The sequence below is a fragment of the Pseudoalteromonas sp. 2CM32C genome, assembly GCF_023161925.1.
In the GTDB taxonomy this organism is placed as follows: Bacteria; Pseudomonadota; Gammaproteobacteria; order Enterobacterales; family Alteromonadaceae; genus Pseudoalteromonas; species Pseudoalteromonas marina.
On sequence record NZ_JALNTI010000001.1, the window covers coordinates 1 to 17786 of the forward strand.

16 protein-coding genes and 1 tRNA gene are annotated in these 17786 nt (G+C 39.1%); 10 read left to right on the forward strand and 7 right to left on the reverse strand.

The window, feature by feature from the left end:
- The first annotated feature begins 1 nt into the window (after nt 1).
- Nucleotides 2-76: transfer RNA gene (locus tag MTF67_RS00005), tRNA-Gln, on the forward strand.
- Between the two features lie 303 nt (nt 77-379).
- On the opposite strand, the gene MTF67_RS00010 is transcribed toward MTF67_RS00005, so the two are convergent.
- Together MTF67_RS00010 and MTF67_RS00015 are read right to left on the reverse strand one after the other, a co-directional pair.
- The gene (locus MTF67_RS00010) at nt 380-1954 is read right to left on the reverse strand and encodes a bifunctional diguanylate cyclase/phosphodiesterase (RefSeq protein ID WP_248518426.1); all 1575 of its coding nucleotides are present in this window, start codon (nt 1952-1954) and stop codon (nt 380-382) included.
- Nucleotides 1955-2135: 181 nt separating this feature from the next.
- Nucleotides 2136-3317 carry an FAD-dependent monooxygenase gene (locus MTF67_RS00015; RefSeq protein ID WP_248518427.1) on the reverse strand — a complete coding sequence of 394 codons (1182 nt, stop codon included), beginning with the start codon at nt 3315-3317 and terminating at the stop codon, nt 2136-2138.
- A 244-nt stretch (nt 3318-3561) separates the two neighbouring features.
- Between MTF67_RS00015 and miaB the strand changes: the two genes are divergently transcribed.
- From miaB to MTF67_RS00055, 8 genes are all read left to right on the forward strand, one after another.
- Nucleotides 3562-5010: a tRNA (N6-isopentenyl adenosine(37)-C2)-methylthiotransferase MiaB gene (gene miaB, locus MTF67_RS00020; RefSeq protein ID WP_010556002.1), complete on the forward strand. Its 1449-nt coding sequence runs from the start codon at nt 3562-3564 to the stop codon at nt 5008-5010.
- A 51-nt stretch (nt 5011-5061) separates the two neighbouring features.
- Nucleotides 5062-6120, forward strand: a complete 1059-nt coding sequence (locus MTF67_RS00025; protein WP_006793414.1) for a PhoH family protein — start codon at nt 5062-5064, stop codon at nt 6118-6120.
- 4 nt (nt 6121-6124) lie between these two features.
- Nucleotides 6125-6583, forward strand: coding sequence for an rRNA maturation RNase YbeY (ybeY, locus tag MTF67_RS00030; protein WP_006793413.1), 459 nt, complete (start codon nt 6125-6127; stop codon nt 6581-6583).
- Nucleotides 6584-6605: 22 nt separating this feature from the next.
- Nucleotides 6606-7490: a CNNM family magnesium/cobalt transport protein CorC gene (gene corC / locus MTF67_RS00035; RefSeq protein ID WP_006793412.1), complete on the forward strand. Its 885-nt coding sequence runs from the start codon at nt 6606-6608 to the stop codon at nt 7488-7490.
- Complete coding sequence (gene lnt / locus MTF67_RS00040; RefSeq protein ID WP_248518428.1) at nt 7471-9021, forward strand: apolipoprotein N-acyltransferase; 1551 nt, start codon at nt 7471-7473, stop codon at nt 9019-9021. Before corC ends, lnt begins: the two co-directional genes overlap by 20 nt.
- Nucleotides 9022-9178: 157 nt before the next feature.
- Nucleotides 9179-9763, forward strand: a complete 585-nt coding sequence (locus MTF67_RS00045) for a MalM family protein (protein ID WP_248518429.1) — start codon at nt 9179-9181, stop codon at nt 9761-9763.
- A 15-nt stretch (nt 9764-9778) separates the two neighbouring features.
- A complete protein-coding gene (locus MTF67_RS00050; protein ID WP_235420593.1) occupies nt 9779-10522 on the forward strand; it encodes a hypothetical protein in 744 nt (247 codons plus the stop codon).
- Nucleotides 10519-11193 carry a hypothetical protein gene (locus tag MTF67_RS00055; protein ID WP_248518430.1) on the forward strand — a complete coding sequence of 225 codons (675 nt, stop codon included), beginning with the start codon at nt 10519-10521 and terminating at the stop codon, nt 11191-11193. Before MTF67_RS00050 ends, MTF67_RS00055 begins: the two co-directional genes overlap by 4 nt.
- Before the next feature lie 89 nt (nt 11194-11282).
- Here MTF67_RS00055 and MTF67_RS00060 read toward each other — a convergent pair whose 3' ends face one another.
- Nucleotides 11283-12059, reverse strand: coding sequence for an alpha/beta hydrolase-fold protein (locus MTF67_RS00060; protein WP_248518431.1), 777 nt, complete (start codon nt 12057-12059; stop codon nt 11283-11285).
- Between the two features lie 81 nt (nt 12060-12140).
- Nucleotides 12141-13154, reverse strand: coding sequence for an RDD family protein (locus MTF67_RS00065; RefSeq protein WP_248518432.1), 1014 nt, complete (start codon nt 13152-13154; stop codon nt 12141-12143).
- 326 nt (nt 13155-13480) lie between these two features.
- Between MTF67_RS00065 and MTF67_RS00070 the strand changes: the two genes are divergently transcribed.
- Nucleotides 13481-14005 (forward strand): CIA30 family protein, encoded by a 525-nt coding sequence (locus tag MTF67_RS00070; protein WP_248518433.1) that lies wholly within the window; start codon nt 13481-13483, stop codon nt 14003-14005.
- Nucleotides 14006-14062: 57 nt separating this feature from the next.
- On the opposite strand, the gene MTF67_RS00075 is transcribed toward MTF67_RS00070, so the two are convergent.
- The 3 genes from MTF67_RS00075 to MTF67_RS00085 form a co-directional block, all read right to left on the reverse strand.
- Nucleotides 14063-14539, reverse strand: coding sequence for an FKBP-type peptidyl-prolyl cis-trans isomerase (locus MTF67_RS00075; RefSeq protein ID WP_010555997.1), 477 nt, complete (start codon nt 14537-14539; stop codon nt 14063-14065).
- A 2-nt stretch (nt 14540-14541) separates the two neighbouring features.
- The gene (locus MTF67_RS00080) at nt 14542-16980 is read right to left on the reverse strand and encodes an ATP-binding protein (protein WP_248518434.1); all 2439 of its coding nucleotides are present in this window, start codon (nt 16978-16980) and stop codon (nt 14542-14544) included.
- 77 nt (nt 16981-17057) lie between these two features.
- The gene (locus MTF67_RS00085) at nt 17058-17516 is read right to left on the reverse strand and encodes a zinc ribbon-containing protein (RefSeq protein ID WP_248518435.1); all 459 of its coding nucleotides are present in this window, start codon (nt 17514-17516) and stop codon (nt 17058-17060) included.
- Nucleotides 17517-17786 lie beyond the last annotated feature (270 nt).

The window sequence follows — 17786 nt, forward strand, 5'->3', positions numbered from 1 at the left end:
TTGGGATATCGCCAAGCGGTAAGGCACCAGGTTTTGATCCTGGCATTCCCAGGTTCAAATCCTGGTATCCCAGCCAATTTTCTAACCGTTCTCCTTTGTACCATCTAAAATAAATTCTATTATTCAATAGATCATCTTCTATAAAATCTATCCAACTAATTCAATATTTTAAGATCAGTCGCTAAACACCTCGTGATATAAATGTACTGAAGCTGATTGAAAAAATAATACGTTTAATAATTTAATTCTGTAAATAAAAACACTGCTGATTCATAGTGAAAATTGAGTTACTTAGTCGTTTTATTAAAAATCTCAATACTACTAACATCAAGTTTAGTCTCATAAATTTTATTACGCATTGCTATTACTACATAATACTTTAGCTGCCTTTATTTAAGTATTTCTCTATAAAGCGCTCTAAAGGTAGTGGCTTGCTAAAATAATAGCCTTGAAGGAATTCACAATTCATTGATTTAAGTACTTCTTGTAGCTCCTTCGTTTCGATTCCTTCTGCAACCACATTACAATTGAGCCGATGTGCTAAAAATAACGTCGATTCTACAATTGCATAATCAGCTATCTTAGTAAGCATATTATTAATGAAAGACCGATCTATTTTAATTTGATTTATAGGTAGCTCTCGCAGTAAAGATAAGGAAGAAAACCCGGTACCAAAGTCATCTACACTAAATTCAAATCCACGACTGTTAAGTTTATACATCATTGCTCGAGCAGCCTCCAAATCAGTCATCATTGCACCTTCTGTAATTTCAAAAACAATGTAGTTACTTAACGTAGGGTCCTCTTTAAGGAGCTCTTCTATAAACTCCACAAAACTCTCACTTTCAAGGTCTCGTGTTGATAAGTTTACGTGCATGGTGCCAGTAAAACCTAACGATTTTAGACGCTGTAAATTTTTTATTGTTTCAATTACAACCCATTGAGTGATATTAAGAATCATCCCCGTACGCTCAGCCACTTTGATAAATTGATCAGGAGTAATAAACGAACCGTCCTTCTGCGGCCACCTAATTAATACTTCTGCACCATGTATTTCGTCAAAACGAGTGCAAAATATTGGCTGAAAATAAAGCTCAAACTCATGTTTTATAAGGGCGTTTTTTATTTTTGTAGTCATATCAAGAAAGTTATCAGCCCTTTCACTCAACCCTTCAAAATAATTAACAAATAATTGCTGTGTGCTTTTAGCTTCAAGTAAAGCTAAATCTGCATTTTTAAATAGCTCATTGGCATAAAACGCATCTTGAGGATATGAGCTAACGCCGACTTTTAGCTTTAACCATACTTTTTGCGCACTAATGAAAAAAGGCTCTTCAACAGAGCCCTTTATAACTTCAATACAATCATAAATATCTTGCTCATTTGCTGAATCTAAAATTAACGCAAATTCATCACCGCCAATTCGGTGCAGTTCACCTATGTTTAATAAATTTAGATTTAACGTTTTGGAGAATATGCACAACAATTCATCTCCTAAGCTATTACCGTAGAGCTCATTTACACGTTTAAAATTACTTAAATCAAATAAAAATAAACTAAATGGTTGCTCATTATTAATATGCTGAATCAATAGATTAAAAAAACACTTGCGATTAGGGAGGCTTGTTAAGCTGTCATGCTCTGCTAGGAATCGTTGATGATTTTCAGACTTTTCTATTTCTAAAATACTTTTTAAGCTGAGGCGCATTATTAGAAATACAAAAATACCCCCTCCTAATAAAATGAGTGAGATACTAATTAAGACCAAGTTATCTAAAGTGTTATTTGCAAAATAATGTAATATCCAACAATACCCAAAAATAAATAAAACAACTAAAGCAAGAAGTAAACTCCATGCCATATTTTTAGTCTTTTTGCATATTGTTATTATTGGCTGAATGCTAAAACCTAAAAGCAAAATACCTAATAAGATTACAATTAATAAACTTTCCATAGCCCCTCAAACTAAAGACTTCTTATTGCTTGAGTATGGCAAATATACGTAAAAGGGAAATAAAATTAGGATTAAGAGCTTTAAAATAACTTTTAAGCTCTCATTTTAAGAGCTGAATAGTCAAATGATTACAAATTGGTTTAATGAGTAAAATACATATCTTAAATGTAAACGCATATTCTTAGCTAAATTCACCGCTAATTGCGTACTTTAATACCCAGTTTTTTACCACCCCAGTATTGTTAGCCATTTTTAGAAATTGGCTACGCGCCCATTTTAGTGGGGCTATTTGGTTTGAAAAACCAAAATAGCAGGCATCCATCATACTCATCATTAATAAGTTAGCTTTTCGGCGAGTGCGTTCGTACTCTTGCAGCTTTAACGCGCATCCGACGTCGGTTGCATCATTTAATAGAGTGGCTAAAGCGACCACATCCTGGAAACCCAAGTTAACGCCCTGCCCAGCCAATGGATTAATAGTGTGCGCAGCATCGCCTACTAACACCAAACGACCATAAGAATAATTATTAGCATGTTGACGAGTAATTGGAAACACAGCATGACTTTGCACTTCAAAATCGCCTACAAGGCCAGGGAACTTAGCCAAAATATGACTTTTTAATTGTGCTCCATCTAATCCTTTAAATGTGTTTAATGTGTTGGCATCGTCGTACCAAATTAAATTAGCGTAAGGTGCTTGCATAGGTAAAAAAGCCAATGGGCCTGATGGCGTAAATTGCTGCCATGTCTTTATTTGTTGAGGTGCGTCCAATTTAATAAGTACGCCCATACATTGCTGCTGGTACTGCCAACCGGTTACACCAATATTTGCTTTAGTTCGTAATTGTGATTGTCCGCCATCGGCTGCAACCACTAAGCTGGCGGTATAACGTTGCTCGCCATATATCAAGGTAATCGAGTCGGCATTTTGTTCAATTTTACTAACAACCTGTTTTTGCTCGATGACTTCAATATCGTATTGCTCAAACTGCATCCATAAACTGGCTTGTATTAAACTGTTTTCGATTAAGTGGCCCAAATGCGTGGTATTAATGTCGGCGCAATCAAATAACAATTTATCGTTGCCGCGTTCAAAAGCTTCTAACTGTTGGTATGGCGCAATCCGGCCTTTTCTTAAAATGGGCATAGCCCCTAAACCATCGAGTAACTTTTCAGAAAAACGATTAATAGCCGATACTCTTATATCAACGTTGTCATTACTCAAAACATGAGACGGATCGATTAGGTGTTTTTCGATAATGCGCACTGACTTACCCTGTTGTGCTAATTTTATTGCCATTGCCGCACCAACCATGCCGCCGCCAACCACTATCACATTATTTTGAGTCATGTTTTTCATCATTTTGTTAATACGTTAATCTATTTTAATTGTACCGTAACTCACCGCTATAGTGCGAGAGTATATAACTATCAAGCTATTAAACTCGTCTGAGTTTGATTTGAGATCACAAACATGAAAACTATACTTGGATCTGGGCGGGTATCCAGCTAAAATACGCGTCCTTTAAGTGAGCAAGCTTGCTCCTTAATTCTGTTTCAAGCACATATTTGTGCCATTATCGAATTGAACACGAGGCTAAATTTCAATGAGCAAAAAGCTGCATATCAAAACCTGGGGTTGTCAGATGAACGAATACGACTCTCAGAAAATGGCTGAACTTTTAGATGCCACCAATGGCTACCAGCTAACTGAAGATGCAACAGATGCCGACGTAATCTTACTTAACACCTGTTCAATTCGTGAAAAAGCACAAGAAAAAGTATTTCACCAATTAGGCCGTTGGAAGTTGTTAAAAGACGACAAGCCAGAGCTAATTATTGGTGTAGGCGGTTGTGTTGCCTCTCAAGAAGGTGATTCTATTCGCCAGCGAGCTCCATTTGTAGATGTTATTTTTGGCCCACAAACACTGCACCGTTTACCTGAAATGATTAAACAAGTGCAAGGTAATAAAGGTTCGTCTGTTGTTGATATTTCGTTCCCAGAAATTGAAAAGTTTGACCGCCTACCTGAGCCAAAAGCTGAGGGCCCTTCTGCGTTTGTATCAATAATGGAAGGGTGTTCTAAGTATTGTACCTTTTGTGTTGTACCTTATACTCGTGGCGAAGAAGTTAGCCGCCCAGTTGATGACGTGCTCCTTGAAGTGGCACAACTTGCAGAGCAAGGTGTGCGTGAAGTAAATCTATTGGGGCAAAATGTAAACGCATACCGTGGTGATACTCACGATGGCGACATTTGCTACTTCTCAGATTTAATTCGATTAATTGCTGCAATTGATGGTATTGACCGTATTCGTTATACAACATCGCACCCAGTAGAATTTACACCAGATATTATTGATGCATATGCTGACGTACCAGAGCTGGTAGATCACCTACATTTACCAGTACAAAGTGGCTCTGACCGTATACTAAACCTAATGAAACGCGGCCATACAGCACTTGAATACAAATCAACAATTAGAAAGTTGCGTAAAATTCGCCCTAACTTAAGCATGTCTTCAGATTTCATCATCGGTTTCCCAGGTGAGAGTAAAGCTGATTTTGAAGCCACTATGAACCTTATCAACGATATTGGGTTTGATATGAGCTTTAGCTTTATTTATAGCGCACGCCCTGGTACCCCTGCGGCGGATTTACCAGACGACGTAACTGAGCAAGAGAAAAAAGAACGCTTATACCTGTTACAGAACCGTATTACACAAATGGCACAGCACATTAGCCGCCAAATGTTCGATACAGAACAACGTATTTTGGTTGAAGGTCCATCGAAAAAGAATCCAATGGAATTACGCGGTCGTACCGAAAATAACCGTGTTGTTAACTTTGTTGGTCCACATTCGGTGATCGGCCAGTTCGTTGACGTACGTATTACTGAAGCGCTGCCTAACTCTTTACGTGGTGACTTAATTCGTACAGAATCAGAAATGAACTTACGACGCGATATCGCTCCATCAGCTATTTTAACCAAAGCAGCAAGCAGTGAGCCAAAACCAGAGACTGTTAACGAAATTGGCGTAGCTACTTTCGTTCCTTAGTCAATATACCTAGCGCCAGTAAACACTGGCGCCGTTCTATAGGAAGCAATTTTGAGTAATCAGTTAAAAACATTAGAGATTTATTTAGAACCTGCCGATAACAAACGCCTTTCTTCTTTATGTGGCCCGTTTGACGAAAACATCAAACAAATTGAACGCCGCCTAGCTGTTGAAATTATTCACCGTGACAACTTTTTTAAAGTAACGGGAAAACTACTCAATAGTGCCTCTGCGGTCGAAATCTTAAAAAATCTATATGTTGATACTCAACCTGTGCGCGGTGTTATTGGTGAAATAGAACCTGATAATGTTCACTTGGCAATTACAGAATCTAAAGCCCTAGAGCAAGATGCTTCAAGCAGTGCATACGGCAAAGAAATGGTTATAAAAACGCGCCGTGGTGTTATTAAGCCGCGAAACGACAACCAAGGCCTTTACGTTGCCAACATATTAAATCACGACATTACTTTTGGTATAGGCCCTGCTGGTACAGGTAAAACCTATCTAGCAGTAGCAGCCGCTGTAGATGCCCTTGAGCGACAAGAAATTCGTCGTATTTTGTTAACGCGCCCCGCTGTAGAAGCTGGTGAAAAGCTCGGGTTTTTACCTGGTGATTTAAGCCAAAAAATTGACCCATACTTGCGCCCGCTTTACGATGCGCTATTCGAAATGCTCGGTTTTGAAAAAGTCGAAAAGCTAATAGAAAAAAATATCATTGAAGTTGCACCCCTTGCCTATATGCGTGGTCGTACATTAAACGATGCGTTTATTATTTTAGATGAAAGTCAAAATACCACAGCAGAACAAATGAAAATGTTTTTAACCCGTATAGGGTTTAATTCAAAAGCGGTGATCACTGGTGATATAACCCAAGTTGATTTACCGCGCGGCACACGTTCTGGCCTACGCCATGCTATTGAAGTGCTCGATAGCGTAGATGAAATTAGTTTTAATTACTTCAAAGCACACGATGTAGTGCGCCACCCTGTTGTTGCGCGTATTGTTGAAGCCTACGAGCGTAACGATGAGAGCGAGCGTTTGAAGCGAATTGAAAAGCAAAAAGCAAAAGACGAGCTAGCTGCTCAACTTAACTCTACTACTAAAGAGTAATACTTTGACAACCGAACTTGATTTACAAATAGCCTGTGAGTTTGACAACCTCCCTAGTGAGGCCCAATTTGCATTATGGGCTGATAAAGCATTAAGCCAATATCGTGATGAGTCAGAACTCACCATAGTAATTAGCGACGAAGCGCAATCACAACAGCTTAATAACGACTACCGGGGTAAAAACAAACCCACTAACGTATTGTCGTTTGAATTTGAAGCGCCACCAGGAATAGAGCTTCCCCTTGTTGGTGACTTAGTTATTTGCCCAGCCATTGTATTGGCTGAAGCAGTGGAGCAAGAGAAGTCATTTCATGACCACTTTGCCCACATGGTCATTCATGGGTGCTTGCATTTACTTGGATTTGACCATATAAAGAGTGAAGACGCTTTGCAAATGGAAAGCATAGAAAAGCAATTACTTGCAGAGCTAAATATAGCAGACCCATACCGGGACGAAATTTAAATTAACGGAGCAATTAGACGCAATGAGCGACGGTAACTCGCAATCTAGCCAGGGTTCTTCTGGCAAAACGTGGTTGGGTAGAATAACCCAAATGCTGCAAGGGGAACCCCAGAATAGAGAAGAGCTGGTCGAAGTGATTGCCGATGCGCAAGAACGAGACGTAATCGATCCAGAAACAAAAGAAATGATTGAAGGTGTGCTTAGTGTATCTGAGCTTAAAGTGCGAGACATAATGATCCCGCGCTCACAAATGGTCACTCTTGAGATCGACAGCCCGCTTGAAGAGCTAATACCCATGATGGTTGACTCAACTCACTCACGCTTCCCAGTGGTGATTGAAGACAAAGATCACGTAGAAGGTTTTTTACTTGCTAAAGATTTGCTGCCGCTTATCTTAAATAAAGACGAGCATTTACCTTCAATACGCGATTACTTACGCCCTGCCATGGTCGTACCTGAGAGCAAACGTGTTGACACTCTGCTTAATGAATTTCGTCAGCAACGCTATCATATGGCTGTCGTTATTGATGAATACGGCGGTGTATCGGGACTCGTTACAATTGAAGATATTCTTGAAACCATTGTTGGGGAAATAGAAGACGAGCACGACGAAGAAGAAGAACAACAAGATATTCGTCAACTTGCAAAACACGTTCATGTTGTTCAGGCCTTAACGCCAGTAGATGACTTTAACGAGCACTTCAGTACAGGGTATAGCACAGAAGAAGCCGACACTATTGGTGGCACCGTTTTACATGCATTTGGCCATATGCCTAGCCGTGGTGAAACAATAGACATAGATGGTTACCAATTTAAAGTAACCAATGCCGACAATCGTCGTATCTTGCAACTGCAAGTCACCGTTCCTAAGGCTGATGACACCGACAGTGAAGAAACTGCTAACTAGACTGACCCTATTAGCAAAAGATATAAAATCATGGCTCGCATTTATTGCGGGCCTTATTTTAACTTTTAGCTACTCCCCTTTTGAAATTTGGCCAATTGCATTTATTAGTATTGCAGCTGTCATTTTTTGTATTAATCCAAACAATACCGGAAAAGCCCATGCGAAGAGTGCCGCTAAATATGGTTTTATATTTGGTTTAGGCTGGTTTGGTGCAGGTATTAGTTGGGTACACGTGTCTATAGCTACCTTTGGCGGTATGCCGCTTGTAGCCTCTTTTTCGTTAATGGCACTATTGTGCGGCTACTTAGCGCTTTATCCCGCCTTAGCGCTCTACTTAACAACTCGTTTTGCCACCAGCCCAAATAGCTTTGGTTTGCTGCTTATTAGCTTTTTTGCTCTTAGTGAATACTTACGGGGAGTGGTCCTTACCGGATTTCCGTGGTTAAGCTTTGGGTATACTCAAACCGATGGACCATTAAATATACTGGCCCCATACATTGGTGAATTTGGACTGACCTTAGTATGTATTGCCATTGGCTTTGCACTGTACCGATTAACACAAAAAGACATAAAGACCCCGCTGGTTACGCTCACTGTATTTACTGTTTTATGCATTGGTTCGCGTGCAACAAACACCGTAGAGTACTCAGGTAAGTCAATGTCGACTTTACTAGTACAAGGCAATATAAAGCAGCACCTTCGCTTTGAGCCTAGCGAGTTTTGGACCACCATGAGCAAATACCAAGACATGACTCGCCCACATTGGGATGCTGATTTAATTGTTTGGCCTGAAGCCGCAGTTCCTGAAATAGAAGCCCTTGCCGACAGCTACTTAGCTGGGCTAGATAGCGCAGCCTCATTTAATGAAACCGCCCTTATAACGGGCATTGTCGACTACCAAATCGATACTAAAACCATATTTAATACACTTATAGTGCTGGGTAACAAAGAGCGCGGCGACGAGCACGGCCATTATGAATACCTCGGTAAAAATCGCTATCAAAAACACCAGTTACTACCGATTGGAGAATTTGTACCGTTTCAAGATATTCTGCGCCCAATCGCGCCTTTGTTTGATTTACCTATGTCGTCGTTTACGCGTGGCGACAGAATACAAAACAACTTGCGCGCCAATGGCTTTAATCTGCTCCCTGCTATTTGCTTCGAAATAGTATTTGCCGATTTAGTACGTGGCAATTATAAAACTAACTCAGATATATTATTTACTGTCAGTAACGACGCGTGGTTTGGTCAATCAATTGGGCCATTGCAACACATGCAAATTGCCCGCATGCGTGCGCTTGAGTTACAACGCCCGCTGGTACGTGTTACCAACAACGGTGTAAGCGCCGTATACGACCCGCTAAGCAATACACAACAAACCATGCCACAGTTTGAAGCCGCTGTATTAAAAGCCGATGTAAAACTGATACAAGGTAATAGTGTGTATAGCCAATATGGCAATGTGTTTGTATGGGGAGTTGTGGCGTTATTGGGGATTGGTGGGACTCTAATGCGATTTAAAAACTAAAAGGTACTCAATATTTATGGGTCAAATTAGAGAATAAGCTTGTGTGAACAATTCATATTTAATTTTATTTACATTGAGTTACATATTATAAATTTATGTGTTTCAGTCTTATTTCATATTAGTTAGTATCAATATACTAATAATAATTAAAATATTTATGAAAAAAGTAATAAGCATAGCAACCTTAGTCATATTATTGTTTGGCTGCGCTAATTCAGCTAAAAGTGACCTATCAAGACTAAAAAGTAATCCCGCCTGCTGTGCCAACTTAAGCGATATTGCATTTGCAACACAGCAAATAAACAAGCTGACCTCTTTTGATTTGAAAAACCAGCCTATTAGAATTTTTAATGAAGCCAAAAGCCCATTCATTGCAATTGAAAAACCAAATAATAGCCGCTTCGCTCAAATTTTTAGTTACGCCAATGGCGCATTTGTTCAAACAGCAACGCTTGTTTACCCTGAGTTAATACTGTTAGATAAATCAAAGCAGGTTATAAAACACCTTAAACCTTATGAGGCGTGGGAAAATGGCTTACCAACAACATTAGATTTAGCTGGTAACCTATATTACAAAACTCAATTTACTCTACCAGAGGAAGCCAAATACTTAATTTTTTATACTGATAGCAGTTTGAATAATAAAAAAACAACAATCAATTGGCGCTCACAAGTTGGTGGAAGTGAATATAGGCAACTTACCCTTACATCGTTCGCTAAAATTGGTATCAAATTACTTTAATTTTCAGGAGTTTTTATGAGATATATTTTTACCATTATTATCCTTGTCATATTAAGTGGATGTAAATCCTCACCAAACTACATGAATACGGGACAACTAAAAGCAAATTATCAGGTACTTGGATTTGGCGGTTTTTATGTTGAAGAAGATCTCACTTATTTTGAAAAACAATTAAAAAACCATTATAAAGCGCCAATAAAAAAAGCACTTGAAGCGCGTGGTTTTAAAGTAGTAGACGCCAGCGAAGTTTATACGGTATTTAATCAATTATTAGATAACGCTGAGAACTTATACGACCCGCTTACAGGACAAGCAAATGAAAACCTACGTAATGAACTCTGGAAAGAAGCACTTGCCACTACAAAAACAAACCTCGGTGTAAATGCTTTTGTGTTTGCAGGTGTTGATACTGTTCGCGCACATTTTACAAACAGTATTTTATTAGGCCACGTAGCCAAGTGGTATGGCCAAGAAGAGTCTTACCTTGAAGGTGGTGCCGATGGGGGTGATATATTCGTATCGTTATTTCAAAACGAACAAGGTTATGTGCCAGGAAGCAGAGTGTATATCAGAATTAGAGATGAGAAAGACACACTCTTAACTATGGGCTCTGGAGGTATTGAGTTAGTGGCACAATTTAACAGTGATGAAGAAATTATTGTGAAAGATGCCGATAAATTATTTAAAGACCCTGCAAAATTGGATAGTGCATTACAGTTCGCATTAAAAACAATCGACACTTGGAAGACGAAAAAATGATTAAACACATGGTTGTCATCATCGTTTTACTCAATTTAGTCGGTTGCAAACTATTTCAATACAATAGCGACCCTAAAGTGATAGCGAATGGAATTACAATCGCTAAACCGGCAACACATAGTAACCTAGCCTATATATGGTTACCAACAGCCAATACCGGTAACAAAGCACTCTATAGAGAAGCATTTGATAATAACGTAATTAACTTTTCAAAAAAATATAACTTAACTAACCTAAACCCTAAAGTTCAACCCATGTTTGATAACTTTATTATTGAACAAGGCGGTGCTTTTAACACAAAAACAGGCAAACTCGAATCAGAACGAGTGCAAGCAGCTATACAATTTACGTTTAACAGCATTAAGCAAACGTATCCAAATATTGGCAATTTGCTGGTTATCCACCCAAAAGAAAATTCAATTAAAATAGTAGATGGCACTGCAACTTGGAATGGTGTTGAGCAGCACGTATTGACAAGGTCAAGAGAATCAGTCGAATTCAGGCCTGTAATTAGTATCGCCTTACAATATTATAATGACGTTGAAAAAAATAATTTTCATGAGGTTGGCCTAGATCTACATGCCCCTGACTTAACTGATAACGATAAATATGAGCAAATACTTAAGCATATTTTAACTCCTATTGTCTTGTTAAATACAAAAGTAAAATAGTCTTCGATCGTCCAATAATTAACTAAAACTTTAGCTAGTTATTGGACTTTAATTTATAGTTTTTATTGATTCTCAATTACAACTGATTGTTAAAGTAATTTTCTCAATCCATAATACCAGCTAAGTGCAGCAACGGTACCGTGTGTTTCGTTTTCAAAGTAACGCTGTTTTACTGTTAATTTTTTACTTGGGTGATTCCTTAATTTATCTGCAAACGTCAATCCCCACTGATAATTTGTTTTACCTATATCACCAAATGCTGTTGCGTTATTCGCAAAGGTAAAATACACATCTCCTGACATCTGTTTGTTTTCAAGTTGGTTATTTTTAAAATAACGGTTTAAATAGTTATTATCCCAAATGTAGGTAGCATCAATTATTAAGTAATCTGTAAATAATGTGTGATTAGTCAACAGTACGTAACTTGCAAACAAGCCACCAAAAGACTCACCAATTAATACCCGTTTAGTTGATGTGCGATAATTTTGATTAATCAGTGGAATAAGTTCTTTTTCAAAAAATGCACTGTAGTTTGCGGCATTGCCGATATTTTCAAACCTTTCTAATAATTTTCCGTTAAACGTCCAGTCAACATTGGTTGGGGTAAAGTCGCGCTCTCTTATTGCGTTTTGGCTGTTAGGAATAGCTACAATAATTGCTTGCTGTATTTGCTGCTCTAAACGCTCTGTACTTAACGCTTCCACCAGCCCTGCAACTGCTTTTAAATGTGTGCTATCACCATCAAGTAAGTAAACTACAGGGTATGTTTTATCAGTATTTTGGCTATAACTAGGTGGTAAGTAAACGCTATAAAATCGCCTCTCTTTTAAAATTCGAGACTCAATATGGTTATTCTTTGCTAACACAACCGACTCATTGCAAAAAATAAAGTGATAATCGTCAACATTAAAAACTTCACTAGCGTACCTATTACCTATAACTATTAATTATTTAGCTTTTACGGTTTCTTCTACTGTTTCTATATTCACAATTTGCTTTACGCTACCTTGAATAACCACAGTCGCTGATATTTTATCTTGAATGGCTTGCCTGTTTGGGTCCCAATACACTTGTAAAAAGCCTAGCAACCCAGTGGCAAAACCCGCGCCATAACCACCGTAGCGGCCAAAGCAATCAAGCAAACCAAGTGGTTCGCCATTTAAGGCAACAACACGTATATTACACACCTTCTTACCGGGAGTTTGGCCACGCCAAAGTAATGAAAATAGCGTAAAGTAAACAGCAGCCCACCCAAAACCTAAGCCTAAGTCTTGAATAATACCTTTGCCCCACTGCAAAATACTGTTTGTAGTTGTTTGCGCAGGTTTTTCTTCTATTAACTGTGGAGGCTTTATTTCGTTATTTTCACTGAGCACTAATAATTGTAAAAGTGCTCTAGCAAGCTGTGGGCTTTGAAGGTCGTCCATTTCTGCTAACTTGGGTACTTGTCCTATCAAATTATCAAGCGCATTTTGTTGGCAAGACTGCTCACAGCTCTCGTCTACTACTTCAATTAAATAGGCATTTACACTGTGTTTTTCTAACTCAGTAAGCTGTATTTCGTCTTCTATTTTTACACCTTGAATAACTGAGGCGATTTCACTGTTATCGTCTTCTAAGTAGTCTATGCCAATTGAAAGCACTGCAAGAGCGCTTACAAATAAAATACTCGCCGCCATTATTTTTAATATTCTTCGCCATACACTCGACATTTTAGGAAGATATTGCTGCGCAGTGCCTTTATAAAAAGCCATAGCAGCAACAAACGCAATTAAGGTGGCGCTAAGCTTTGCAGCTACAAATATTAGGGCAACATCTATTACTATTGCTAAAGCTCGTTTAAGAGGTTTTGCTAGAGGTATGCCTAACAGAGCGTTATCAACCTTAAATGCATAAGGGGTAATGACTTCTCTAGTTTCGGTTTTAGATAATTCTAATTGTTCTATTTCTTTTGCTTTCATTTTAATTCTTGTTATTAAAATAGGTAACGCGTTTAACTTACGCGCTTTTTATTTTTTGCTCAAGCTAATTCAAACAAGCGCTATTTACTGTGAGGTGCCTTCATGGTGAAGGTAAAAGGGTGAGCGGGACGCAGAAGCTTTACTCGATTTTTATTTAGTCCACTAGGTTACAAACTTTGCGCAGTGACTAAAAACCCTCGATTTAACAATTTTTTATCCTTAAAAGCCAGCAAGACCTGCGCGTTATTAATAAATTAGTTTAGGTTAAGTGAACAATTTATATATGTGATCGTATTAGTTAATCAAAGCCTTTAGGAGCAACCCCAATGACCACTAAACAATTAGCCTCTCTTTTTATATTTAATACTTTGCTGCTAAGCGCAGAGGTTAACGCCAATCAGCGTTGGTACGTTGTAAACGATTCGGTCATGGGGGGCGTGTCTAATAGCCAAGTAAGCCATACAAAAGAGGCATTGGTATTTGAAGGTAATGTATCGCTTAAAAATAACGGAGGGTTTGCTTCTATCCGCACTGAGCTCAACACACAGGGCCAAAACGCAAATACTATTAATTTACGTGTTAAAGGTGACGGTCAAACGTATCAACTAAGGCTGCGTACATCCAACTACCTTGATGGACCTGCGTATACACACTCATTTAAAACAATAGAAAATGAATGGACTAACATTAATTTTACACCAAGCGATTTTACGCTTACTTTTCGTGGTCGTTCGCTAACCCAGCAACCAGTGATTGATTTTAGTGATATTAGACAACTTGGTTTTATGATTGCAGGAAAACAGGCGGGAAAATTTAAGCTTGAAATAGCACACATTGAATTTGCAGATTAGCAAATTAACACGTTATGCTCACTTCTAATCGGTTAAAAGTGAGCATACACGGTAAGTTTACGACTCTATTGCAAGCAGTTCTACTTCAAAAATAAGCAGTGATGCTGGTGGAATACTCCCTACCCGCTTTTCGCCATAAGCCAACTGATGCGGTATATAAAACTGAAATTTATCACCCGGGCTCATTAACTGCAACCCCTCGGTCCACCCTTTAATAACTTGGTGTAAACCAAAGCTAATAGGTGACTTGCGCTCTACTGAGCTATCAAACACAGTACCGTCGATGAGTGTACCGTGGTAATGCACATTGACCATACTTGTTGGGCTTGGTGTGTTGCTGTTTTCTCCTTTGTGCAATACTTTATATTGCAGGCCAGATGCAGTTTCTAATACACCATCTACTTTAGCGTTTGCCACTAAATAGTCGCTTTCAATTTGCGCATTAGCAATCGCCTGTTGTTTGGCCTTTTTACTGTTTTTAAATATTAAAACGCACAAAATAGCGATCACAACCGCCAAAATAATATTGATCATAATTAGTTTTTCTCGTCTTCTCGTTTTTCGTTTTCTAGCTCGTCATCCGCATCGTCGTCGTTATCGCCATTAACAATATCGGCAATCTCTTTTAAACGCGCAAGTGCGATGCCATTTACTGAACTTTCAGGGTATACATCGTCGATGAGTTCGCCCGCTTCAATATCCATCAGTAAATTTAGCGCCTGATCGACCGTCTCTACTGCGTAAATATTAAATTTGCCTTGCTCTACTGCATTGAGTATTTCGTCGTCTAAAACCAAATTAACTTGGTTTGACTTAGGAATAATGACGCCTTGCTCACCCGTTAAGCCGCGCATTTTACACAGCTTAAAAAAGCCTTCTATCTTCTCGTTTACACCACCAATGGCTTGTACATCACCATGTTGGTTTATAGACCCCGTAAGCGCAATTGATTGGCTTATTGGTAAGCTTGTAATAGCCGAAATTAACGCGCAAAGCTCTGCCAACGAGGCGCTATCGCCGTCTATGTAGCCATAGCTTTGTTCTATTGCAATGTTTGCGCTGAGCGTAAGGCTAAACTGCTGGGCATATTTATTACCTAAATAACCAGTAAGTAACATCACGCCTTTAGAGTGAATAGCTTTACCCAGTTCTGCTTCGCGCTCTACGTCTATTACGCCATCAGCGCCGGCGTATACCGTGGCTGTAATTCGCGCCGGTGTACCAAACGACGTATCACCAATGTGCAGTACCGTTAAGCCATTTACTTTACCAATGGCTTGTCCGGTTGTAGCAATTAACGTGTGGCCTTCTTTGATATCACTGAGCATATTTTCACTAATTTGACCGGTGCGGTATTGCTTACCCTCAATGGCTTCATCAATATGATGCGCATCAATAACCGTTAGCTTATCTTGTTTTGCGTAATAACTTGCCTCAGCCACCAGCTCTAACACATCAGCAAAACGCGCTGAAAGCTTGTTATGATGCTCAGCTTGGCGATAACTAAATTTAAGCAATCTCACCATAGCGGCTTGCGTTGTGGTGCACTTAAGCGTTTTTTCGCAGTACTCTGTCACTTTAGTAATAAACTGGTACTGTAACTTATCACTGCTTGGTAAATAGTAATCAAAGTCTGCTAGTACTCTGAATAGCTCTGCGAATTCTTCATCGTATTCACCTATGGTGTAATACAAATCGCGCGAGCCTAATAAAATAATTTTTACATCAAGTGGGATCAATTGCGGGCGAAGCGTAAAGCTCGTGCCTACTGTACTATCTTGATATGGTAAGTCATTTTTAATTTGGTGCATTTTCAGCGATAACTTTAGCCCATCCCACACTTGCGGGTTAGCCATTACTTTTTCAGCATCCATTATCAAATAACCGCCATTTGCACGGTGTAATGCACCGGGCTGAATTGAGCGGTAGCTGGTGATTAGTGTACCTTGTGAAGTGGCATACTCTATTTTGCCAAATAAATTACCAAAAGTAGGGTTAGGCTCGTACACCACAGGGGCTGCATCGTCTTCTTTAAACTCGACTAAAATATTAGGTGCAAAAAAGTCAGTGAGCATGCCTTTACGATCAAAGTCTTCTTTATTTTCTTCGTTTTCGTCTTCATCGTCTAGCCATTCAAGTACAGCATCTATAATTTCTACACGTATGTCTTTTAAATAGCGAAGCACGCCAATATGTGTGGCGTATTTATGTTCTAAATCTTTTAACAGTGGTTTAGTTGCTTGCTCAGCGGTCGACTTTTTAAGGTTGCGGAGTTTTTCTTTAGATTCACGTTTCCAACGCGGCAACTCTATCAGTGCTTCAATTAACGCATCTTCTAGTTTTTCTATTTTCTCAAAAAACGCTTCGCGAAGTTCATCTTCTAGTTCTGCAAACTCGCTATCACTCAACTGCTTGCCATCTATAAGTGGCGCAAAGCCCACTGAGCTTTTTTCTTCAACAAGTGCAACACTTTGCTCAAGCGCAGCCACTTCAACGGCGGTAATTGCGCTGTCGTAAGCATCATTAAATTCACGATCAATTGATTTTTTCTTTCGCTGATAAGCAGGGTTATCAAATGCGGCTGGAAACGTGTCGAGCACTTCGTCTAAAAATGAGTCTATGTCGTCACTCAATTGCTTGCTTTGCCCTGCCTGCATAAACAATGCTATTGGCTCGCGATGGTCGTCGTAGTTATTAACATACAACCATTCGTTTGGGGTTACTCGGCCTTTGGCATGTTGTTTTAGTTTGTCCTTTACGAGTGTGTAACGCCCATGTGCGGCTTCGCCCATAACGTAAACGTTATAACCAGGTAATTCCATCCCCAGCGAAAAGTCCAGCGCACTTTGTGCACGTTGTTGCCCAATAAAGTTGAGTTGCTCTGGGTAGGGATTATTCATGCACGTCAGTACGTGATTAGCAGAAATACTAGGTGCAAGCGTTGATACAGGTAGTGGCAGCAGTTTTTTCGTCATTCTAACTTCTTTATATACCAGCATAATCGCTGGCTTTTGGGCGTATTAAGTGGCCAGCAGCCACTTAATACATATGCTTAAGGGTGCAGTGCCTTACGACTAAAATAGATTCCATCACACTCAATACACGGTAAAATTTGTGTGGCGTGATAAACATCGTAACTATGATTGCAATTCTTACATACTAATGTGCCCATGGCTATCCATTCACCTGCGTGATACACCCCATTATGTTTAAAATCTTGGTTTAGGGATTGCCATTCAAGCTGAGTTTTGTCTTCTATATGTGAAAGTTCAAACCATAAAGACTCTTTAAGCTCTTGCCATGCAAGCGAATTATAGTGGGAATCGTTCTCGCTAAGGTGCGCTATGTCACGTTTTAAGTAGTTGCGGTAGAGCTGATACTTTTCCTCACCTAAATTTTTAAGTGCTTGCTCTGATTCAACAAAACGAGTTACCGCATCTTTTACCTCATGATCTTTGATGTCTTTTAGCCACGCGCTTAAATCACTAAGCCATGCTTTATAATCTGCCATTATGTACTCCTTCAAAATTGCTAATAAACGAGTTGGATTGACGCAATATTTATGAATCTTTACTCAGGCCACTAAGTGACATTTTATAATGTGATTAGAAAACCCTAAACTGAGCAAATTTCAATCTACACAGGTCAACACGCCTGACGTTTAACATAGATAAGTATAGGTTAACCTGACACGAAGGTTACAATTTAGCAAAACGGTGTTTTTGACGCTGTGAATAGTGCTTTATTTGGGTTATCCTATCGGCAATTTTTTATTAGTTTG

Coding starts and splice junctions, on each gene's coding strand:
- MTF67_RS00010 (WP_248518426.1), bottom strand. CDS start 1,954: ATGGAAAGTTTATTAATTGTAATCTTATTAGGTATTTTGCTTTTAGGT.
- MTF67_RS00015 (WP_248518427.1), bottom strand. CDS start 3,317: ATGATGAAAAACATGACTCAAAATAATGTGATAGTGGTTGGCGGCGGC.
- miaB (WP_010556002.1), top strand. CDS start 3,562: ATGAGCAAAAAGCTGCATATCAAAACCTGGGGTTGTCAGATGAACGAA.
- corC (WP_006793412.1), top strand. CDS start 6,606: ATGAGCGACGGTAACTCGCAATCTAGCCAGGGTTCTTCTGGCAAAACG.
- MTF67_RS00045 (WP_248518429.1), top strand. CDS start 9,179: ATGAAAAAAGTAATAAGCATAGCAACCTTAGTCATATTATTGTTTGGC.
- MTF67_RS00050 (WP_235420593.1), top strand. CDS start 9,779: ATGAGATATATTTTTACCATTATTATCCTTGTCATATTAAGTGGATGT.
- MTF67_RS00055 (WP_248518430.1), top strand. CDS start 10,519: ATGATTAAACACATGGTTGTCATCATCGTTTTACTCAATTTAGTCGGT.
- MTF67_RS00065 (WP_248518432.1), bottom strand. CDS start 13,154: ATGAAAGCAAAAGAAATAGAACAATTAGAATTATCTAAAACCGAAACT.
- MTF67_RS00070 (WP_248518433.1), top strand. CDS start 13,481: ATGACCACTAAACAATTAGCCTCTCTTTTTATATTTAATACTTTGCTG.
- MTF67_RS00075 (WP_010555997.1), bottom strand. CDS start 14,539: ATGATCAATATTATTTTGGCGGTTGTGATCGCTATTTTGTGCGTTTTA.
- MTF67_RS00080 (WP_248518434.1), bottom strand. CDS start 16,980: ATGACGAAAAAACTGCTGCCACTACCTGTATCAACGCTTGCACCTAGT.
- MTF67_RS00085 (WP_248518435.1), bottom strand. CDS start 17,516: ATGGCAGATTATAAAGCATGGCTTAGTGATTTAAGCGCGTGGCTAAAA.